At 59.5% G+C, this 17,207-nt stretch carries 14 protein-coding genes and 4 tRNA genes; 8 read left to right on the top strand and 10 right to left on the bottom strand.

Translation table 11 applies throughout. The features are described from left to right. Window positions 1–109 precede the first annotated feature (109 nt). Window positions 110–745: an ATP-dependent Clp endopeptidase proteolytic subunit ClpP gene (clpP, locus tag ACI77D_RS12805; protein ID WP_003238276.1), complete on the bottom strand. Its 636-nt coding sequence runs from the start codon at window positions 743–745 to the stop codon at window positions 110–112. A gap of 91 nt (window positions 746–836) precedes the next feature. Beyond that, window positions 837–2,147 carry a trigger factor gene (gene tig, locus ACI77D_RS12800; RefSeq protein ID WP_064453006.1) on the bottom strand — a complete coding sequence of 437 codons (1,311 nt, stop codon included), beginning with the start codon at window positions 2,145–2,147 and terminating at the stop codon, window positions 837–839. Between the two features lie 246 nt (window positions 2,148–2,393). On the opposite strand from tig, the gene ACI77D_RS12795 reads away from it, so the two are divergent. Next, complete coding sequence (locus ACI77D_RS12795) at window positions 2,394–2,711, top strand: hypothetical protein (protein ID WP_156526289.1); 318 nt, start codon at window positions 2,394–2,396, stop codon at window positions 2,709–2,711. Window positions 2,712–2,714: 3 nt separating this feature from the next. Here the strand turns inward: ACI77D_RS12795 and ACI77D_RS12790 are convergent. The 4 genes from ACI77D_RS12790 to ACI77D_RS12775 all read right to left on the bottom strand — a co-directional run bounded on the left by ACI77D_RS12790 (window position 2,715) and on the right by ACI77D_RS12775 (window position 3,193). Beyond that, a tRNA-His gene (locus ACI77D_RS12790) sits at window positions 2,715–2,790 on the bottom strand. Window positions 2,791–2,867: 77 nt separating this feature from the next. After that, a tRNA-Leu gene (locus ACI77D_RS12785) sits at window positions 2,868–2,952 on the bottom strand. Window positions 2,953–3,008: 56 nt separating this feature from the next. Continuing rightward, window positions 3,009–3,084, bottom strand: a tRNA-His gene (locus tag ACI77D_RS12780). A gap of 32 nt (window positions 3,085–3,116) precedes the next feature. Further along, window positions 3,117–3,193, bottom strand: a tRNA-Arg gene (locus tag ACI77D_RS12775). Window positions 3,194–3,468: 275 nt separating this feature from the next. Here ACI77D_RS12775 and folD point away from each other — a divergent pair. Further along, window positions 3,469–4,323: a bifunctional methylenetetrahydrofolate dehydrogenase/methenyltetrahydrofolate cyclohydrolase FolD gene (gene folD, locus ACI77D_RS12770; RefSeq protein WP_064453007.1), complete on the top strand. Its 855-nt coding sequence runs from the start codon at window positions 3,469–3,471 to the stop codon at window positions 4,321–4,323. A gap of 207 nt (window positions 4,324–4,530) precedes the next feature. After that, window positions 4,531–5,454, top strand: a complete 924-nt coding sequence (pbpG, locus tag ACI77D_RS12765; RefSeq protein ID WP_064453008.1) for a D-alanyl-D-alanine endopeptidase — start codon at window positions 4,531–4,533, stop codon at window positions 5,452–5,454. Between the two features lie 136 nt (window positions 5,455–5,590). Here pbpG and ACI77D_RS12760 read toward each other — a convergent pair whose 3' ends face one another. Beyond that, a complete protein-coding gene (locus ACI77D_RS12760; RefSeq protein WP_128587211.1) occupies window positions 5,591–6,253 on the bottom strand; it encodes a peptidase C39 family protein in 663 nt (220 codons plus the stop codon). Window positions 6,254–6,450: 197 nt separating this feature from the next. Here ACI77D_RS12760 and ACI77D_RS12755 point away from each other — a divergent pair, with 197 nt between their 5' ends. Further along, entirely contained in the window at window positions 6,451–6,612 is a 162-nt protein-coding gene (locus tag ACI77D_RS12755) for a hypothetical protein (protein ID WP_407016698.1), read from the top strand. On the opposite strand, the gene ACI77D_RS12750 is transcribed toward ACI77D_RS12755, so the two are convergent. Then, on the bottom strand, window positions 6,609–7,028 hold the full coding sequence (locus ACI77D_RS12750) for a hypothetical protein (protein WP_407016697.1): 420 nt from the start codon (window positions 7,026–7,028) through the stop codon (window positions 6,609–6,611). The two genes, ACI77D_RS12755 and ACI77D_RS12750, sit on opposite strands and share 4 nt — an antisense overlap. Window positions 7,029–7,243: 215 nt before the next feature. Between ACI77D_RS12750 and ACI77D_RS12745 the strand changes: the two genes are divergently transcribed. The 4 genes from ACI77D_RS12745 (at window position 7,244) to ACI77D_RS12730 (ending at window position 13,677) form a co-directional block, all read left to right on the top strand. Then, a complete protein-coding gene (locus ACI77D_RS12745) occupies window positions 7,244–10,465 on the top strand; it encodes an efflux RND transporter permease subunit (RefSeq protein WP_407016696.1) in 3,222 nt (1,073 codons plus the stop codon). Further along, entirely contained in the window at window positions 10,455–11,621 is a 1,167-nt protein-coding gene (locus tag ACI77D_RS12740) for an efflux RND transporter periplasmic adaptor subunit (protein WP_407016695.1), read from the top strand. Before ACI77D_RS12745 ends, ACI77D_RS12740 begins: the two co-directional genes overlap by 11 nt. Beyond that, complete coding sequence (locus ACI77D_RS12735) at window positions 11,605–13,023, top strand: efflux transporter outer membrane subunit (protein WP_407016694.1); 1,419 nt, start codon at window positions 11,605–11,607, stop codon at window positions 13,021–13,023. Before ACI77D_RS12740 ends, ACI77D_RS12735 begins: the two co-directional genes overlap by 17 nt. 195 nt (window positions 13,024–13,218) lie before the next feature. Then, complete coding sequence (locus ACI77D_RS12730; RefSeq protein WP_064453014.1) at window positions 13,219–13,677, top strand: REP-associated tyrosine transposase; 459 nt, start codon at window positions 13,219–13,221, stop codon at window positions 13,675–13,677. Window positions 13,678–14,114: 437 nt separating this feature from the next. On the opposite strand, the gene ACI77D_RS12725 is transcribed toward ACI77D_RS12730, so the two are convergent. Then, complete coding sequence (locus ACI77D_RS12725; protein WP_407016693.1) at window positions 14,115–15,398, bottom strand: Zn-dependent hydrolase; 1,284 nt, start codon at window positions 15,396–15,398, stop codon at window positions 14,115–14,117. 176 nt (window positions 15,399–15,574) lie between these two features. After that, on the bottom strand, window positions 15,575–17,062 hold the full coding sequence (locus ACI77D_RS12720) for an NCS1 family nucleobase:cation symporter-1 (RefSeq protein ID WP_262665359.1): 1,488 nt from the start codon (window positions 17,060–17,062) through the stop codon (window positions 15,575–15,577). Between the last annotated feature and the right edge of the window lie 145 nt (window positions 17,063–17,207).

The raw sequence follows: 17,207 nt of genomic DNA, 5'->3' as shown, positions 1-17,207 counted from the left end.
TTCGATCCAAATCCGATAGGCTTGCAACACAAGATGAAGGCTTATGCGGGCTTTTTCAAGCCCGCCGGTGGTCGGACACGCCGACCAGCCCTATTTTGAGCTGCTTATATTAAGCGGGGCGCTTTTCGATCACCGCATCGATCAACCCATAAGCGCGCGCAGCTTCCGCGCTCATAAAGTTGTCGCGATTGGTGTCACGCTCGATTTCTTCCAGGGTGTGCCCGCTGTGCTTGGCCATCAATGTATTGAGGCGCTCACGAATAAACAGGATTTCCTTGGCGTGAATTTCGATGTCCGACGCCTGGCCCTGGAAACCACCCAATGGCTGGTGAATCATCACGCGCGAGTTCGGCAGGCAGAAGCGCTTGCCCTCGGCACCTGCGGTCAGCAGGAACGCGCCCATGCTGCAGGCCTGGCCGATGCACGTGGTCGACACGTTTGGCTTGATGAACTGCATGGTGTCGTAGATCGACATACCCGCCGTCACCGAGCCGCCCGGGGAGTTAATGTAAAGATGGATGTCCTTGTCCGGGTTTTCCGCTTCAAGGAACAGCAGCTGCGCGCAGATCAGGTTGGCCATGTAGTCCTCTACAGGGCCGACCAGAAAGATCACTCGTTCCTTGAGCAGGCGCGAGTAGATGTCATAGGCGCGTTCGCCACGAGCAGATTGCTCGACAACCATCGGGACCAGGCCGCCAGCGGCCTGGATATCAGAGTTCTGCTGAATATAGGAATTACGGAACATGCTCTGCAGTTACTCCCAAATAGTCATGTCTTGAAAACGCATAAGCCAGCGCGAGGCTGGCTTATGGTTGTATTTCGAACGAGTTGGACAATCAGTCGGCTTGTGCTGCTTCCGCCGGTTTGACTGCTTCTTCGTAAGAGACCGCTTTGTCGGTCACCTTAGCCTTCTGCAGAACAGTATCCACAACTTGTTCTTCCAGCACAACCGAACGTACTTCGTTCAGCTGCTGGTCGTTCTTGTAGTACCAAGCTACAACCTGCTCAGGCTCCTGGTAGGCCGAAGCCATTTCCTGGATCATTTCGCGAACGCGATCTTCGTCAGGCTTGAGGTCGAACTGCTTGACCACTTCGGCCACGACCAGACCCAGCACAACGCGGCGCTTGGCTTGTTCTTCGAACAGCTCGGCCGGCAGTTGGTCAGGCTTGATGTTGCCACCGAACTGCTGAACCGCTTGGACGCGCAGGCGATCCACTTCGTTGGACAGCAGGGCCTTAGGCACTTCGATCGGGTTGGCAGCCAGCAGGCCGTCCATTACCTGGTTCTTGACCTTGGACTTGATAGCCTGGCGCAGCTCGCGCTCCATGTTCTTGCGAACTTCGGTGCGGAAGCCTTCGATACCGGTTTCCTTGATACCGAACTGAGCGAAGAACTCTTCGTTCAGCTCTGGCAGCTTAGGCTCGGACACGCTGTTGACAGTCACGGTGAACTCGGCGGCTTTGCCGGCCAGGTCCAGGTTCTGGTAGTCAGCAGGGAACGTCAGGTTCAGAACGCGCTCTTCGCCGGCTTTTGCGCCAACCAGGCCGTCTTCGAAACCAGGGATCATGCGGTTGGAACCCAGCACCAGCTGAGTGCCCTTGGCGGAGCCGCCAGCGAATGCTTCGCCGTCAACCTTGCCAACGAAATCGATGTTCAGTTGGTCTTCGTTCTGGGCGGCGCGATCGGCCACTTCGAAACGAGTGTTCTGCTTGCGCAGAATTTCCAGCATGTTGTCCAGGTCGGCATCAGCCACGTCAGCGCTCAGGCGCTCAACAGCGATTTCTTCGAAACCGGCAACGGTGAACTCCGGGAACACTTCGAATACGGCAACGTATTCCAGGTCTTTACCGGCTTCCAGGGACTTAGGCTCGATCGAAGGCGAGCCAGCCGGGTTCAGCTTGTGCTCAACAACAGCTTCGTAGAAAGAAGCCTGGATCACGTCACCCACAGCTTCCTGACGCGCATCGGCACCAAAACGACGCTTGATTTCGCTCATTGGCACTTTGCCTGGACGGAAACCAGCGATCTTGGCCTTTTGGGCAGTCTGCTGCAGACGCTTGTTGACCGCAGTCTCAATACGCTCTGCCGGCACGGTGATGCTCAGGCGGCGCTCGATAGCAGTAGTATTTTCAACAGAAACTTGCATGGATATTCCTCGTTGCACAGACGTTAGCCGGCCGTTTCCGACCCCAGAATCAAGGGCATGCATTCTAGTGGGTCAAACTCAAGAAGTCACCCTACTGAAAACGGGTAGAAAAACAGCAGGCCATTTATAGGTTCAAGTGCACGCATGCACCTCATCCCGTTAGCAAATACAGCTCAACACGCCAGGGCTCTGCATCAACCCTTCTATATATAGAAGCGTCGGAACGCACTCCCCTGGCGACCGACCTTGCAAACAAGACCGGAGGGCACGGCGGCAGCATCGAGAAACACAAATACGACGAAACGCCCCGCCCTGAAACTCAAAACACTTAAACAAAAACGGCACAGCCCTTTTTCAGGTACTGCGCCGTTATCGCTATTAAATAGCTGTACTGACCCTGGTATAGCCTCGGATCAGTTCTACACGCTCAAAACCGGCAACGATTCTAACGCCAAGGCATTGAGAATGCTTGTTTTTTCTTGGCGTCAAGTTGACTCGCACAACCAATGGGAAATTGCTGACGCAAAAAAAAGCGCCAGATCATTGATCTGGCGCTTTTTCTGAATATGGGGTGGACGAAGGGGATCGAACCCTCGACAACGGGAGTCACAATCCCGTGCTCTACCAACTGAGCTACGCCCACCATATTGCATTAACAAAGAACTCACACATCTTCTTTGTTGAGCCCTACCGCGCCTGACGGCCCGGCAACGCTTGAATTGGTGCGGATGAAGAGACTCGAACTCTTACGCCTCGCGGCGCTGGAACCTAAATCCAGTGTGTCTACCAATTCCACCACATCCGCGCTTGAAGCTCTTAAAGCAAAGGCGCCAGATGATTAATCTGGCGCCTTTCTAAATATGGGGTGGACGAAGGGGATCGAACCCTCGACAACGGGAGTCACAATCCCGTGCTCTACCAACTGAGCTACGCCCACCATATAGCGCTACTTGTGCCAAAGCTGCCTAATGGCGCACCCGGCAGGACTCGAACCTGCGACCATCCGCTTAGAAGGCGGATGCTCTATCCAGCTGAGCTACGGGCGCCTTATTAATCTGTACTCTTGGAGGATTACAAACTAAGTGCTTCCAGCCTTACAGAACAGCAATTCTGCTCGACCTTCTTAAGCAGTGCTAGGCTGTGCCCGACAAGTGCGACGAATAGTATAGAGGGCCTTGAAACCCGTCAAATCTTTTTTGAAAAAAATTCATTTTATTTAAGGGGTTAGGCCAATTTGCAGACCAAGCGCCTTTGCCCTCACGTCCTGGCGTGCGAGAATACGCGCACTTTTCTTCCCCCTCTCGATGGTTAATCACGCGTAATGACTGCACAACTTATCGACGGCAAATCAATCGCCGCCAGCCTGCGCCAGCAGATCGCCAAACGCGTCACCGAGCGTAGCCAGCAAGGCCTGCGCACGCCTGGCCTCGCGGTGATCCTGGTCGGCAGCGATCCTGCCTCTCAGGTTTATGTCTCGCACAAGCGTAAAGACTGTGAAGAAGTCGGCTTTATCTCCAAAGCCTACGACTTGCCGGAAGACACCACCCAGCAGGCCCTTACCGACCTGATCGACAGCCTCAACGAAAACCCGAGCATCGACGGCATCCTGCTCCAACTCCCGCTGCCCGAGCATCTGGACGCCTCCCAACTGCTGGAGCGCATTCGCCCGGACAAGGACGTCGACGGCTTCCACCCTTATAACGTCGGCCGTCTGGCCCAGCGTATACCGCTGCTGCGCCCCTGCACGCCGAAAGGCATCATGACGCTGCTGGAAAGCACCGGTGTCGATCTGTACGGCCTCGATGCCGTGGTGGTCGGCGCGTCCAACATCGTCGGTCGCCCGATGGCCATGGAACTGCTACTGGCTGGCTGCACCGTGACCGTCACCCACCGCTTCACCAAGGACCTCGCCGGCCACGTCGGCCGTGCCGATCTGGTAGTGGTTGCCGCCGGCAAGCCGGGCCTGGTCAAGGGTGAGTGGATCAAGGAAGGCGCCATCGTTATCGACGTGGGCATCAACCGCCAGGAAGACGGCAAGCTGGTAGGCGATGTGGTGTACGAAACCGCCCTGCCCCGCGCGGGCTGGATCACCCCAGTACCCGGGGGTGTCGGCCCGATGACCCGTGCGTGCCTGCTGGAAAATACGCTGTATGCGGCAGAAACGCTGCACGGCTAATAACCCGCCGTACTGAAAAAGCCCTGCCTTATAGCAGGGCTTTTTAATGCCCGCATAAAACCCGTTTTTTGTTAGTTTTTAAGCACTTTCGTCTGGTTCTCGAAGAACATTCGACAGTTTCTGATCCATACTCCTAAAATGTAACGGCATTTGTCATAAAACCCGTTCCCAAACGGTATTTCCTTACTTTTTAGCGAGTTCATCCGCGTGAAAATTCGTCTCTCTATTGTCAGCCTATTTTTCGCATTTACAGGCACCTTCGCGCACGCAGCCGAAACCACCTTGGCCCCGCGTGATACCTCCAAACTGCAAATCGCTTCCGGCAGCGCCATGCTGGTCGACTTGCAGACCAACAAAGTCATCTATTCCAGCAACCCCGATGTCGTGGTGCCCATTGCTTCCGTGAGCAAGCTGATGACCGGCCTGATCGTGCTGGAAGCCAAGCAAAACATGGATGAGTACATCGATATCAACATCAAAGACACGCCGGAAATGAAAGGCGTGTTCTCCCGGGTGAAAATCGGCAGCGAAATGCCCCGCAAGGAAATGCTGCTGATCGCCCTGATGTCCTCGGAAAACCGTGCTGCTGCGAGCCTGGCGCACCACTACCCGGGCGGCTATCCGGCCTTTATCGCCGCAATGAACGCCAAAGCCAAGGCGCTGGGCATGACCAGCACTCACTACGTCGAGCCTACCGGCCTGTCGATTCACAACGTGTCCACCGCCCGTGACCTGAGCAAGCTGTTGGCCGCCGCGCGCAAGTACCCGCTGCTCAGCCAACTGAGCACCACCAAAGAAAAGACCGTGTCATTCCGCAAACCCAACTACACCCTGGGTTTCTCCAACACCGACCACCTGATCAACCGTGCCAAATGGGATATCAAACTGACCAAGACCGGCTTCACCAACCAGGCCGGCCACTGCCTGGTACTGGTAACCAGCATGGGTAACCGCCCGGTGTCGTTGGTAATCCTTGATGCTTTCGGCAAGTTCACCCACTTCGCCGATGCCACGCGTATCCGCAATTGGGTTGAGACCGGCAGCAGCGGTTCGGTGCCGGACGTCGCCTTGCGCTATAAGGCTGACAAGAACCTGAAGAATCGCCCGAACGCTGCCGAAGTCCGTCGCTGAACCACGCAGTTCGAAGAGGGGAGCTGGCTTGTGTGGGAGCTGGCTTGCCTGCGATGGCGGCAACGCGGTGCAACAGATAACCGAGTTGCCTGCATCGCGGGCAAGCGCGCTCGCACATTTTTGAACCTTGGGTACGTTACTTCCTTTCTGCCAGCACCTTGAGTGCCTGCGCCGCCGACTGCTCCTGACCGGCCTGTGCCGTAGCATTGGCAGCCTCTCGCCAGCGCTGCGCATCTACATTTGCCGGCAACTGGCTCGGACGCTGGGTCAGGATGCCCCAGTGACCGGCACTCTTCCACGCCGACTCAAAATCGCTGAAGCTCATCAACAAACGTCGATCCTTGCCCGAGCGCAGCAGCACGGTGCTCTTCTGCTGATTGAATCCCACCACCACGACGTACCGCGCGCCGGACCAAAAGCTTGAGTCGATCCGCGCCATCACCGGGTAACCCGCGGCCACCTGTTCCAGTACCGCCGTGAGCCTGGTATCCAGCGGGTACACCATCAGCCCGTATTCGCGCGCGAGTACCTGCATGTTGCGCTCAAGATCAGCTTCACCGCCAGGCAAGTGCAGCGGTTTATCCAGCAAGCCGGGTGTCATGACAATGCCTTGTTGCGACAGCATGCTGGCTAAAGCCGATGGACCGCTCAGGTAAGCCTCACTGCGAAAGGCCGGCACCCCGGTGAGTTCGACACGCTCCGGCAAGCCCGCCAGTTTCGACGGGTGCCCAGAGCAGGCGGCAAGCCCGAAGGCGCATGCCAGGAGCAAAGAGGTTTTAACGTTCGAACGTAACCGCAATTTTTTACTCTCTTGATCAACGGCCGGTGAGGGCCCTGATCATAGCCCAATCGCGTTTAGGTAACAGAGAGGGGGTGCGGATATAGCAAACAAGTTGGATGGACTCGACCATTGGTCAATAGCACGCAACCGCCAGCTAGCTAGACTGTCCATTGAGAAGACTGTGTGTGCCCCCAGTGGGGCGAAAGGAGGCCCGAATGAGCCTTGCAACAACGATTTTCCTGTTGGTCTGCGGTTGGCTGGCGGTGTCCAGCGCCATGTTGTGGGGCGTGATGCGCGTGACTCGCCGGCATCATCACCCCCACGTCAACCCTGCTGCACCGGCCAAGCCCCACAAGGCGGCGGTGCACCACGCTTAGCCAGGCATGCAACTGAAGTCTTGAGTCGCCGCGACTTCCTTGCCGTGACCGTCCTTGAGGACGGCACGTACGGTGGTGCCCAGGCTCGACTCCACCAAGGTGTAGTGCTCACCTGCCTTGAAGTTCTTGTACTCGACCCGGCCCTGGCAGTCTTGCTGGTTGTCGTCGCCCGCCTCCTCTTCAAATAACGTCACGTCCAGACGGTGGTCGCCCGGGGTCACTTCAAAGTAGCGGCCGTCATCCACACGTTTGCCATCGACGCGCTCAGCCATCAGGTCGTTCGGTGCTTCTTCTTTCAAACCAATCCACGCTTCGCTCGGGTCAGCCTTGGGCAGCGGGCCGGCACAGGCCGACAACAACAAAACAGCACCGAGGGCGGGAATCAACAGCAGGGGTTTAAGTGTTTTAAATGACATGGCAGGGCTCCAAAAAACAACGTTGTCCGGATCTGAAAAGTGTCGAGTCCGATGGATGACAAGCTTGGAGACCCACCCTTTGTAGAACAAATGAATACATATGAAACGATCTTCAGCCGTTAACTAAATGTTCCTTCACTTGGCTGAAAGGTGCGTGTTAGGTGGGTCGGGCAAGACTGCCGGGGTTTGCAATCCTGTTCTCCGGAGGTTCACGCATGCTCGGGCTGGTAAAGACCGCACTGCAAAAGCCGTACACGTTTATCGTGTTGGCCATATTCATCTGCATCGTCGGGCCGATGGCGGCCCTCAGAACCCCTACGGATGTTTTCCCCGACATCGGCATCCCTGTGGTCGCCGTGGTCTGGCAGTACAACGGCCTGTCACCGGACGCCATGGCCGGTCGGGTGATCTACACCTATGAACGCTCCCTGAGCACCACCGTTAACGACATCGAACACATCGAATCGCAATCGCTGCCCGGCATGGGCATCGTGAAGATCTTCTTCCAGCCCGGCGTGGATATCCGCACCGCCAACGCCCAAGTGACGGCGGTTTCACAAACCGTGCTCAAGCAGATGCCGCCGGGCATCACGCCGCCGCTGATTCTCAACTACAGCGCCTCCACGGTGCCCATCCTGCAGATGGCGTTCTCCAGCCCCAGCCTCTCGGAAGCCAAGACCCGCGACCTGGTGCAGAACAATATCCGCCTGCCCTTGAGTGCCCTGCCCGGCCTGGCCATGCCCACGCCAATGGGCGGCAAGCAACGCCAGATCACCCTCGACCTCGACCCCCAGGCTCTGGCCGCAAAAGGCTTGTCGGCGCAGGACGTGGGTAACGCCCTGGCATTGCAGAACCAAATCATCCCGGTGGGCACCGCCAAACTCGGCCCCAACGAATACACGATCCTGCTCAACAACAGCCCCAAAGCGATTGACGAGCTGAACGACCTGCCGATCAAGACCGTCGACGGCGCCATCATCACCATTGGCCAAGTGGCCCACGTGCGTGACGGCTCGCCGCCACAGACCAACATCGTGCGCGTCGACGGTCACCGCGCAGTACTCATGCCGGCCTTGAAAAACGGCAGCATCTCGACCCTGTCGATCATCGACGGCATCCGCCAGATGCTGCCGCGTATCAACGAAACCCTGCCGCCGTCGCTGAAAACTTCGCTGTTGGGTGACGCCTCGGTGTTCGTTAAGCAGTCGGTAGGCAGCGTGGCTCAGGAAGGCATCATCGCCGCGCTGCTGACCAGTGCGATGATCCTGCTCTTTCTCGGCAGCTGGCGCTCGACGCTGATCATCGCCGCGTCGATTCCCCTCGCGGTGCTGTCGGCCATCGCGCTGCTGGCCGTCACCGGGCAAACCCTCAACGTGATGACCCTAGGCGGGCTGGCGTTGGCGGTGGGGATTCTGGTGGACGACGCCACAGTGACCATCGAAAACATCAACTGGCACCTGGAGCAAGGCAAGGCGGTGAAGACCGCGATCCTCGACGGCGCCGCGCAAATTGTCGGCCCGGCGTTCGTCTCGCTGCTGTGCATCTGCATCGTGTTTGTGCCGATGTTCCTGCTGCAAGGCATCGCCGGTTACCTGTTCCGGCCGATGGCACTCGCGGTGATCTTTGCCATGGCCAGCTCGTTCATCCTTTCGCGCACCCTGGTGCCGACCCTGGCGATGTTTCTGCTCAAGCCGCATACGCCTGAGCAAGGCGCTGGGCATCACCCGGAAGATCAATTCATCAACCACCACGAGGGTGAGCAACACAAGAAACCCCGCAATCGCGCGCTGCAATCGGTGCTGAATTTCCAGCAAGGGTTCGAGCGGCACTTCTCGAATATCCGCGATACCTACCTCGGTCTGTTGACGCTGGCCCTGGGCGCCCGCAAGCGCTTCATCGTCGGTTTCCTGGCCTGCGTGCTGGCGTCGTTCCTGCTGCTGCCGAGCCTGGGCCAGGACTTCTTCCCAGCCACCGACGCCGGCGCCCTCGCCCTTCACGTACGCTTGCCGCTGGGCACACGTATTGAGGAAAGCGCCGCGGCCTTCGACCGGATTGAAGCGCGGATTCGCGAAGTGATCCCGGCCGAAGAACTCGACACCATCGTCGACAACATCGGCATTCCGCTCAGCGGCATCGACATGGCCTACAGCAGCAGCGGCACCATCGGCCCGCAGGATGGCGACATTCAGGTCACCCTGAAAAAGGACCACGCACCGACTGCCGATTACGTCAAAAAACTGCGTGAAGCCTTGCCGGAAAGTTTCCCCGGCAGCCACTTCGCATTCCTGCCTGCGGATATCAGCAGCCAGATCCTCAACTTCGGTGCACCTGCCCCACTCGACGTGAAAATCTCCGGGCGCAGCGATGAAGAAAACCGCGCCTACGCCGTGGAACTTGAACGTCGCCTGCAACACGTGCCGGGCATTGCCGACCTGCGCATCCAGCAGTCCACCGGCTACCCGTCGCTACAAGTTAACGTCGACCGCATGCGCGCCAATGGCCTGGGCATCACCGAGCGTGACGTGACCAACAGCATGGTCGCCTCCCTCGCCGGCAGCTCGCAAACCGCGCCGACCTTTTGGCTCAACCCGGCCAACGGCGTGTCGTATTCGATCGTGGCCGCCACCCCGCAATACCGTCTCGACAGCCTGCCGTCACTGGAAGCCTTGCCGGTGACCGGCGCCGATGGCCAATCACAAATCCTCGGCGGCGTGGCTACCATCTCCCGCGTGCAAAGCCCGGCGGTGGTGACCCACTACAACATCGAACCGACCCTGGACCTGTACGCCAACGTGCAAGGCCGCGACCTCGGCGGCGTGGCCCGCGACGTGCAAAAAGTGCTGGATGACACCGCTTCCATGCGCCCCAAAGGCGCGGTGATCAGCCTGCATGGGCAGATCGATGCGCTGCATGAAGCCTTCAGTGGTTTGAGCTTCGGCCTGCTCGGCGCCGTGGTGCTGATCTACCTGCTGATCGTGGTCAACTTCCAGTCGTGGGCCGACCCGTTTGTGATCATCACCGCGCTGCCCGCAGCGTTGGCGGGGATCGTGTGGATGCTGTTTCTCAGCGGTACCTCGCTGTCGGTGCCCGCCCTCACCGGCGCCATCCTGTGCATGGGCGTGGCCACCGCCAACTCGATCCTGGTGGTGAGCTTCTGCCGTGAACGCCTGGCCGAACATGGCGATGCACTGAAGGCCGCCATGGAGGCCGGTTACACGCGCTTCCGGCCGGTGTGCATGACCGCCCTGGCGATGATCATCGGCATGCTGCCGCTGGCGATTTCCGAGGAGCAGAACGCCCCGCTTGGCCGTGCCGTTATCGGTGGCTTGATCTTCGCCACCGTCGCCACTTTGTTGTTTGTTCCCGTGGTCTTCAGCCTGGTCCACGGTCGTCACCCTACTCGCGCAGCTGCTGGAGAAACCCCACATGTCGTCTGATCACAAACCCTCGCGCAAGCGTCTGATGCTCATGGGTGTCGGCGGCCTGACACTGGCCGCACTGTTGGTCGCCAACGGCCTGCACGCCCGCACGATGCACGAACAGTCGGTCACCGCCTGGACCGAAACCGCCGCCATCCCGCAAGTGATGGTGTTCCAACCGAAACAAAACGTGGCCGGTGACACCTTGCGCCTGCCCGCACACCTCGAGGCCTGGAGCAAGGCGCCGATTCACGCGCGGGTCAGCGGCTACTTGAAAGACTGGAAAGCCGACATCGGTACCCAAGTCAAAGCCGGGCAAGTCCTCGCCGAAATCGACAGCCCGGACCTCGACCAGCAACTGGCGCAAACCCACGCCCGCCTGGTGCAGGAACAGGCCAATGCACGCCTGGCCGAAACCACCGCCACGCGCTGGCAAAACCTGTTGGCCAGCCACTCGGTGTCGCGTCAGGAGGCCGATGAAAAAACCTCCAACGCCGCCGCAGCCAAGGCCAACGCCGAGGCGGCGGCTGCCGACTATGCGCGGCTGTCCGCCCTGGAAAGCTACAAGACCATTCGCGCACCGTTCGCCGGTACCATCACCGCGCGCAACACCGATATTGGCCAGTTAATCAAGGCCGACACCGACAGCGATCCCGAGCTGTTCAACATCGCCGACACTCATCAGTTGCGCCTCTACGTGCCGGTGCCGCAGAACTACGCGGCGGTCATCCACCCCGGCCTCGAAGCCGAACTGACCGTGCCCGAGCACCCCGGCGAGCACTTCAAGGCGCACCTGATCGGCGACTCCACCGCCATCGACCGCCGCTCCGGCACCTTGCTCGCCCAGTTCGTGGCCGACAACCCCAACGGCGAATTGCTGCCCGGCGATTACGCCGAAGCCACCTTGCCGATTCCAGCGGACACCCATGGCGTGAGCATCCCGGCCAGCGCCCTGATCTTCCGCGCCCAGGGCACCCAGGTCGCGGTGCTGGATGCGCAGAACCATGTGCACTTGCAAGACATCCACATCGGCCTGGACCTCGGCGAGCGCCTGGTAATCGACCAAGGCCTGAAACCCGCCGACCGCGTCGTCGATAACCCGCCCGACGCCCTGCGCGAAGGCGACCCCGTGCAGCTGGCCGACGCCGGAGGTGCGCATGCGCCCAAGGCTTAAACCCCTCGCGGCGTTAGTGCTGCTGGCCTTGCAGGGTTGCTCGCTGGCGCCCACTTACACAGTGCCATCGGTCGACCTCCCGGCCGGCTACCGCGAACAGACCAGCGATGGCCCGTGGCACAGTGCGCAACCGTCCGACCAACTGGCGCCCGAATGGTGGAAGCTCTACAACGATTCGCGCCTCAACGACCTGCAACAACAACTGCTCAAGGCCAACCCGGACCTGGCGGCAGCGCTGGCGCACTTCGATGCGTCCCAGGCCTATGCCAGCCAGTTACATGCCGGGTTATTCCCACAGATTACCGCCAGCGCGCAGCCGTTGCGCCAGCGTCAATCGGATTCGCGGCCGCTGCGAGGTGATACGCAGCCGTCGGTCTACAACAGCAATACGGCGGGCTTTTCGTTGAGCTATGACCTGGACCTGTGGGGCAAAATCCGCAACCAGGTCGCGGCCGGTGATGCCCAGGCGCAAGCCTCCGGGGATGACCTGGCGGTGGCGCGCCTGAGCCTGCAGCATCAATTGGCAACGCTGTATGTGCAGCTCAATGGGCTGGATGCACAGAGCCGGATTCTGAACAGCTCGCTGGATGATTTCAGCCAGGCGTTGCAACTGACGCGTAGTCGTTATGAGGGCCAGATTGCCTCGGAGCTGGACCTGACCCGCGCGCAAAATCAACTGGCCGAAGCCAAGGCGCAACTGGACGAGGTGCGCGGCCAGCGCAACCTGACCGAGCATGCGATTGGTGAGCTGGTGGGTGTCGCAGCCGGCGACTTCAGGTTGCCGGCGAGTCAGCAATTGATCGCGTTGCCGGGGATTCCCTCTCAACTGCCGAGCCACCTGCTGCAACGTCGTCCGGACATTGCCGCGGCGGAACGCCGGGTGTTCGCAGCCAACGCGAATATCGGCGTGGCGAAAGCCGCGTGGTATCCGGATTTCAGTTTGACCGGATTGATTGGCGGCCAGACACAAGGGGTTGGCAATCTGCTGTCCGCCGGTAATCGTTATTGGGCGCTGGGGCCGCTGGTTAATTTGCCGATCTTTGACGGTGGACGCTTGAGTGCCAATGAGCGTCAGGCCAAGGCCGAGTTTGAAGAGGCTTCGGCGCAGTACCGCAGCCATGTACTGAAAGCCGTGCGCGAGGTGGAAGATAACCTGGCGCAACTGCGCGACTTGCAGCAGGAAGCGCAAGATGAACAAGCGGCGGCGGATGCGGCGCAGCACACGCAGTCACTGGCGATGAACAGCTATCAGGCGGGAGCGGTGAGTTACCTGGATGTGGTGACGGCGCAGACGGCGGCGTTGCAGGCACAGAGGACGTTGCAGGCGGTGCAGACCCGGCAACTGCAGGCGAGTGTAGGGTTAGTGACGGCACTTGGCGGCGGCTGGCAACCCGGCGCCTGATAAATGTGGGAGGGGGCTTGCTCCCTCCCACATCAATACTGCGTTAGACACACAATGTATGAACACCGCTGCCCCCTGTGGGAGGGGGCTTGCTCCCGTTAGCGACCTCTGAGACACATCCTGCCAAAAACCTGTCGACCATCCTCGCAACACCAGATCTAGCCTCTCAACACACCCCCTGAGAGAGGCCAAGGAATGCCTGAACTACCCGCTTCACACCGTTTGCGCATCGGTCGATTCAGCGAACCAAACCGTACCTACCTGATCACCACCAACACTCACGAACGCACACCGATATTCAGCGACTTCCACCTCGGTCGCTTGGTTGTCTGGCAATTGCGGGTCGCCCAGCACCAAGGGCTGGCAAACTCCCTGGCATGGGTAATCATGCCGGACCATTTCCATTGGCTGCTGGAACTGCAAAAAGGCTCGCTGGCGGACCTGATGTGTCAGGTGAAGTCTAAAAGCACGCGAAACGTTAACGGCGTCACTGGGCGCAAAGGACGGATTTGGCAGGAAAGCTTCCATGACCGGGCGCTACGCAAGGAAGACGACTTGGTGAAAATGGCCAGGTATGTGGTAGCCAATCCATTGCGGGCGGGATTAGTGAAGAAGATTGGCGACTATCCGTTGTGGGATGCGATTTGGGTATAGGTCGAGACCGAGTCGCCCCTATCGGGAGCAAGCCCCCTCCCACATTTTCCTACGGCATTTCAGGCAGACCGTTTGCCGCTGGCGATCATTGGGCAAGCCTGCTCCCACATCTTGATCAATATTCGACAGGACAAGGCGATCAATTGTGGGAGGGGGCTTGCTCCCGATGGCGGTGGGTCAGTTAGCTCAGCCGTAGCTGATACTCCGCTATCGGGAGCAAGCCCCCTCCCACATTTTCCTACGGCATTTCAGGCAGCCCGTTTGCCGCTGGCGATCATTGGGCAAGCCTGCTCCCACATTTTGATCAATATTCGACAGGACAAAGCGATCAATTGTGGGAGGGGGCTTGCTCCCGATGGCGATGGGTCAGTCAGCTTATCTGTAGCTGATACTCCGCTATCGGGAGCAAGCCCCCTCCCACATTTACTTACGGCATTTCAGGCAGCCAGTTTGCCGCTGGCGATTGCCGCCGAAGCAGCCACCATTGCCCTTAACAACACCGCACACCCTGCCGCCAGGTCATCCGGTGCGGCGTTCTCGATTTCGTTGTGGCTGATGCCGCCTTCACAGGGCACAAAGATCATCCCGGCCGGGCCGAGTTCGGCGACGAAGATCGCGTCGTGCCCTGCCCCGCTGACGATGTCCATGTTCGACAGCCCCAACCCATTCGCCGCGTCACGCACAGCGTCCACGCAGCCTTTGTCGAAATACAGCGGCGGGAAGTCGGCGGTGGGTTCCATTTCAAAACTCAAGCCGTGCTTGGCGCAGGTGTCGTCAATCACCTTGCGCACCTCGGCAATCATCGAATCCAGCCGCGTCGGTTCCAGATGACGAAAGTCCAGGGTCATGCGCACTTCACCCGGGATCACATTGCGCGAGCCAGGATAGGCCTGCAAACAACCCACGGTGCCGCACGCATGCGGCTGATGCCCCAACGCCGCCGCATTCACGGCAGCCACCACTGCTGCCGCGCCCACCAGAGCATCCTTGCGCAGGTGCATCGGCGTCGGCCCCGCATGGGCTTCAACGCCGCGCAGTTTGAGGTCGAACCACTTCTGCCCCAAGGCCCCCAACACCACGCCGATGGTTTTCTTCTCATCCTCAAGAATCGGGCCTTGTTCGATATGGGCCTCGAAATAGGCGCCGACCTTGTGCCCGCTCTCCGGCCGCGTGCCCGCATAGCCAATCGCATTCAATGCATCGCCCACGCTGACTCCGTCCACGTCGACTTTGGCCAGGGTATCGGCCAGGGTGAATTTCTCGGCGAATACGCCCGAGCCCATCATGCACGGCGGGAAGCGAGAGCCTTCCTCGTTGGTCCACACCACCACTTCCAGCGGCGCCTCGGTTTCGACGTTGAGGTCGTTGAGGGTGCGCAGCACCTCGACACCTGCCAACACGCCGAAGCACCCATCGAATTTACCGCCCGTGGGCTGAGTATCGATATGGCTGCCGGTCATCACCGGTGGCAGGTTGGGATTGCGTCCCGGGCGGCGCGCGAAGATGTTGCCGATGCCGTCGACGGTCACGGTGCAACCGGCCTCCTCACACCACTGCACGAACAGATCGCGAGCCTTGCGATCAAGGTCGGTGAGGGCCAGGCGGCATACGCCGCCCTTGGGCGTTGCGCCGAGCTTGGCCAGGTCCATCAGGGATTGCCACAAGCGGTCGCGGTTGATGTGCTGATGGGTGGATTGCAGAACGTCCAGGGCAGCGTTCATGGGGATCTCCTCAGGCTACATTTCTTATAAATTGACTCGATTCCAGCACTGGAATGAGGTCATCCATGTGGGAGCGGGCTTGCTCGCGAATGCAGTCGGTCAGCGACTGATGTGCTGACTGACTCATCGCTTTCGCGAGCAAGCCCACTCCCACATTTGGCTTGCATTTCAACCTTTTATAGCGGTGTTTTCAGCGCCACCGGGCTGGCTCTGCGCTTGGCATTCAGCCCGTAGTACAACAAACCGCCCAACGCCGAACCGGTGAACCAGCCGTAGCTGTAGAACCAGCTGAAGGCATCGCTGCCCAACGACAACAGGGTCAGCACCACCGGCACGCCGAAGGCGACAAAGCCACTCCAGTTCCACGCCGGGTACACGTCATCGCGGTACAGGCCGGCCAGGTCCAACTGCTGTTTGCGGGTGATGAAGTAGTCCACCACCATGATCCCGGCAATCGGCCCCAAGAGGCTTGAGTAACCCAGCAACCAGTTGGAATAGACGGTCTCCAGGCTGACATTCGAAACGATCAGCCCGAGTTTTTTCAGCAACTCATGCCCCATCAGCGCCAGACCGACCAGACCGGTAAGGATCACCGCCGTGGTGCGATTGATCAGCTTGGGCGCGATGTTCTGGAAGTCGTTGGTGGGCGAGACGATGTTGGCTGCAGTGTTGGTGGACAACGTGGCGATGATGATCAGCAGCATGGCAATGGCCACCCACACCGGGCTCTGGATATGCCCGATCAGCGTCACCGGATCAGAGACGCTGACACCCACCAGTTTCACCGACGCGGCGGTCATGATCACGCCGAGGGCGGCGAACAGGAACATGGTCAGCGGCAGGCCGAAAATCTGCCCGAGGATCTGGTCTTTCTGGCTTTTGGCGTAGCGGCTGAAGTCCGGAATATTCAGCGACAAGGTGGCCCAGAAGCCCACCATCGCAGTCAGTCCCGCCATGAAGTAGCCGGTGAGACTCGCGCCTTCGGGGCGCTTGGGTGGAATCGCCATCAACTCGCTGAGCGATACATTCGGCATCGCCCAAACCAGCAGGCCAATCCCCACCGCCACCAACAACGGCGCCGACAGCGTTTCCAGGCGCTTGATCGACTCGGCGCCGCGCAGCACCACCCACAAATTCAGGGTCCAGAAAATCATGAAGCCGATCACTTCACCGGTGCCGCCGAGGGCTTTCCAACCCTCGAAAATCGAGCCCAGAAACAGGTGAATCGCCAACCCGCCAAACATCGTCTGAATACCAAACCAGCCACACGCCACCAGCGCCCGAATCAGACACGGCACGTTGGAACCGAGAATGCCAAAGGAGGAACGCAGCAATACCGGAAACGGAATGCCGTACTTGGTGCCGGGAAACGCGTTAAGGGTCAGCGGAATCAGCACCACGATATTGGCCAGCAGGATCGCCATCAGTGCCTCGCCCACCGACAACCCGAAGTAGGCGGTGAGCACCCCACCCAACGTATAGGTGGGCACGCAAATCGACATCCCGACCCACAGCGCGGTGATGTGCCATCTGTTCCAGGTGCGTTCGTGCACCTTGGTCGGTGCCATGTCGTGGTTGTAGCGAGGGCTGTCGAGGACGTCGGGGCCGGCGTCGAGTTCGTACAGGCCGTTGCGCTCAATGACTTGCGATCTGTTCTGTTGCATGGCCGCTCCACGGTTTTTTCGAATTATTTTTGCTCACCCCACGCTAAGTGCGGGGTGGCCGGAGTACCTCGTAAACAACATGACATCACGGGTCCGGCCAGCCGCCACTGCACTCAATAACCGTGCCGACAACCGCCCCTGAACC

This window comes from Pseudomonas sp. O39 (assembly GCF_045447295.1).
Taxonomy (GTDB): domain Bacteria; phylum Pseudomonadota; class Gammaproteobacteria; order Pseudomonadales; family Pseudomonadaceae; genus Aquipseudomonas; species Aquipseudomonas antarctica_A.
Note: the sequence above shows the minus strand (reverse complement) of the source record. Positions and strands in the feature narration are given on the sequence as shown.

Coding starts and splice junctions, on each gene's coding strand:
- clpP (WP_003238276.1), bottom strand. CDS start 745: ATGTTCCGTAATTCCTATATTCAGCAGAACTCTGATATCCAGGCCGCT.
- tig (WP_064453006.1), bottom strand. CDS start 2,147: ATGCAAGTTTCTGTTGAAAATACTACTGCTATCGAGCGCCGCCTGAGC.
- folD (WP_064453007.1), top strand. CDS start 3,469: ATGACTGCACAACTTATCGACGGCAAATCAATCGCCGCCAGCCTGCGC.
- ACI77D_RS12755 (WP_407016698.1), top strand. CDS start 6,451: ATGAGCCTTGCAACAACGATTTTCCTGTTGGTCTGCGGTTGGCTGGCG.
- ACI77D_RS12750 (WP_407016697.1), bottom strand. CDS start 7,028: ATGTCATTTAAAACACTTAAACCCCTGCTGTTGATTCCCGCCCTCGGT.
- ACI77D_RS12745 (WP_407016696.1), top strand. CDS start 7,244: ATGCTCGGGCTGGTAAAGACCGCACTGCAAAAGCCGTACACGTTTATC.
- ACI77D_RS12740 (WP_407016695.1), top strand. CDS start 10,455: ATGTCGTCTGATCACAAACCCTCGCGCAAGCGTCTGATGCTCATGGGT.
- ACI77D_RS12735 (WP_407016694.1), top strand. CDS start 11,605: ATGCGCCCAAGGCTTAAACCCCTCGCGGCGTTAGTGCTGCTGGCCTTG.
- ACI77D_RS12730 (WP_064453014.1), top strand. CDS start 13,219: ATGCCTGAACTACCCGCTTCACACCGTTTGCGCATCGGTCGATTCAGC.
- ACI77D_RS12725 (WP_407016693.1), bottom strand. CDS start 15,398: ATGAACGCTGCCCTGGACGTTCTGCAATCCACCCATCAGCACATCAAC.
- ACI77D_RS12720 (WP_262665359.1), bottom strand. CDS start 17,062: ATGCAACAGAACAGATCGCAAGTCATTGAGCGCAACGGCCTGTACGAA.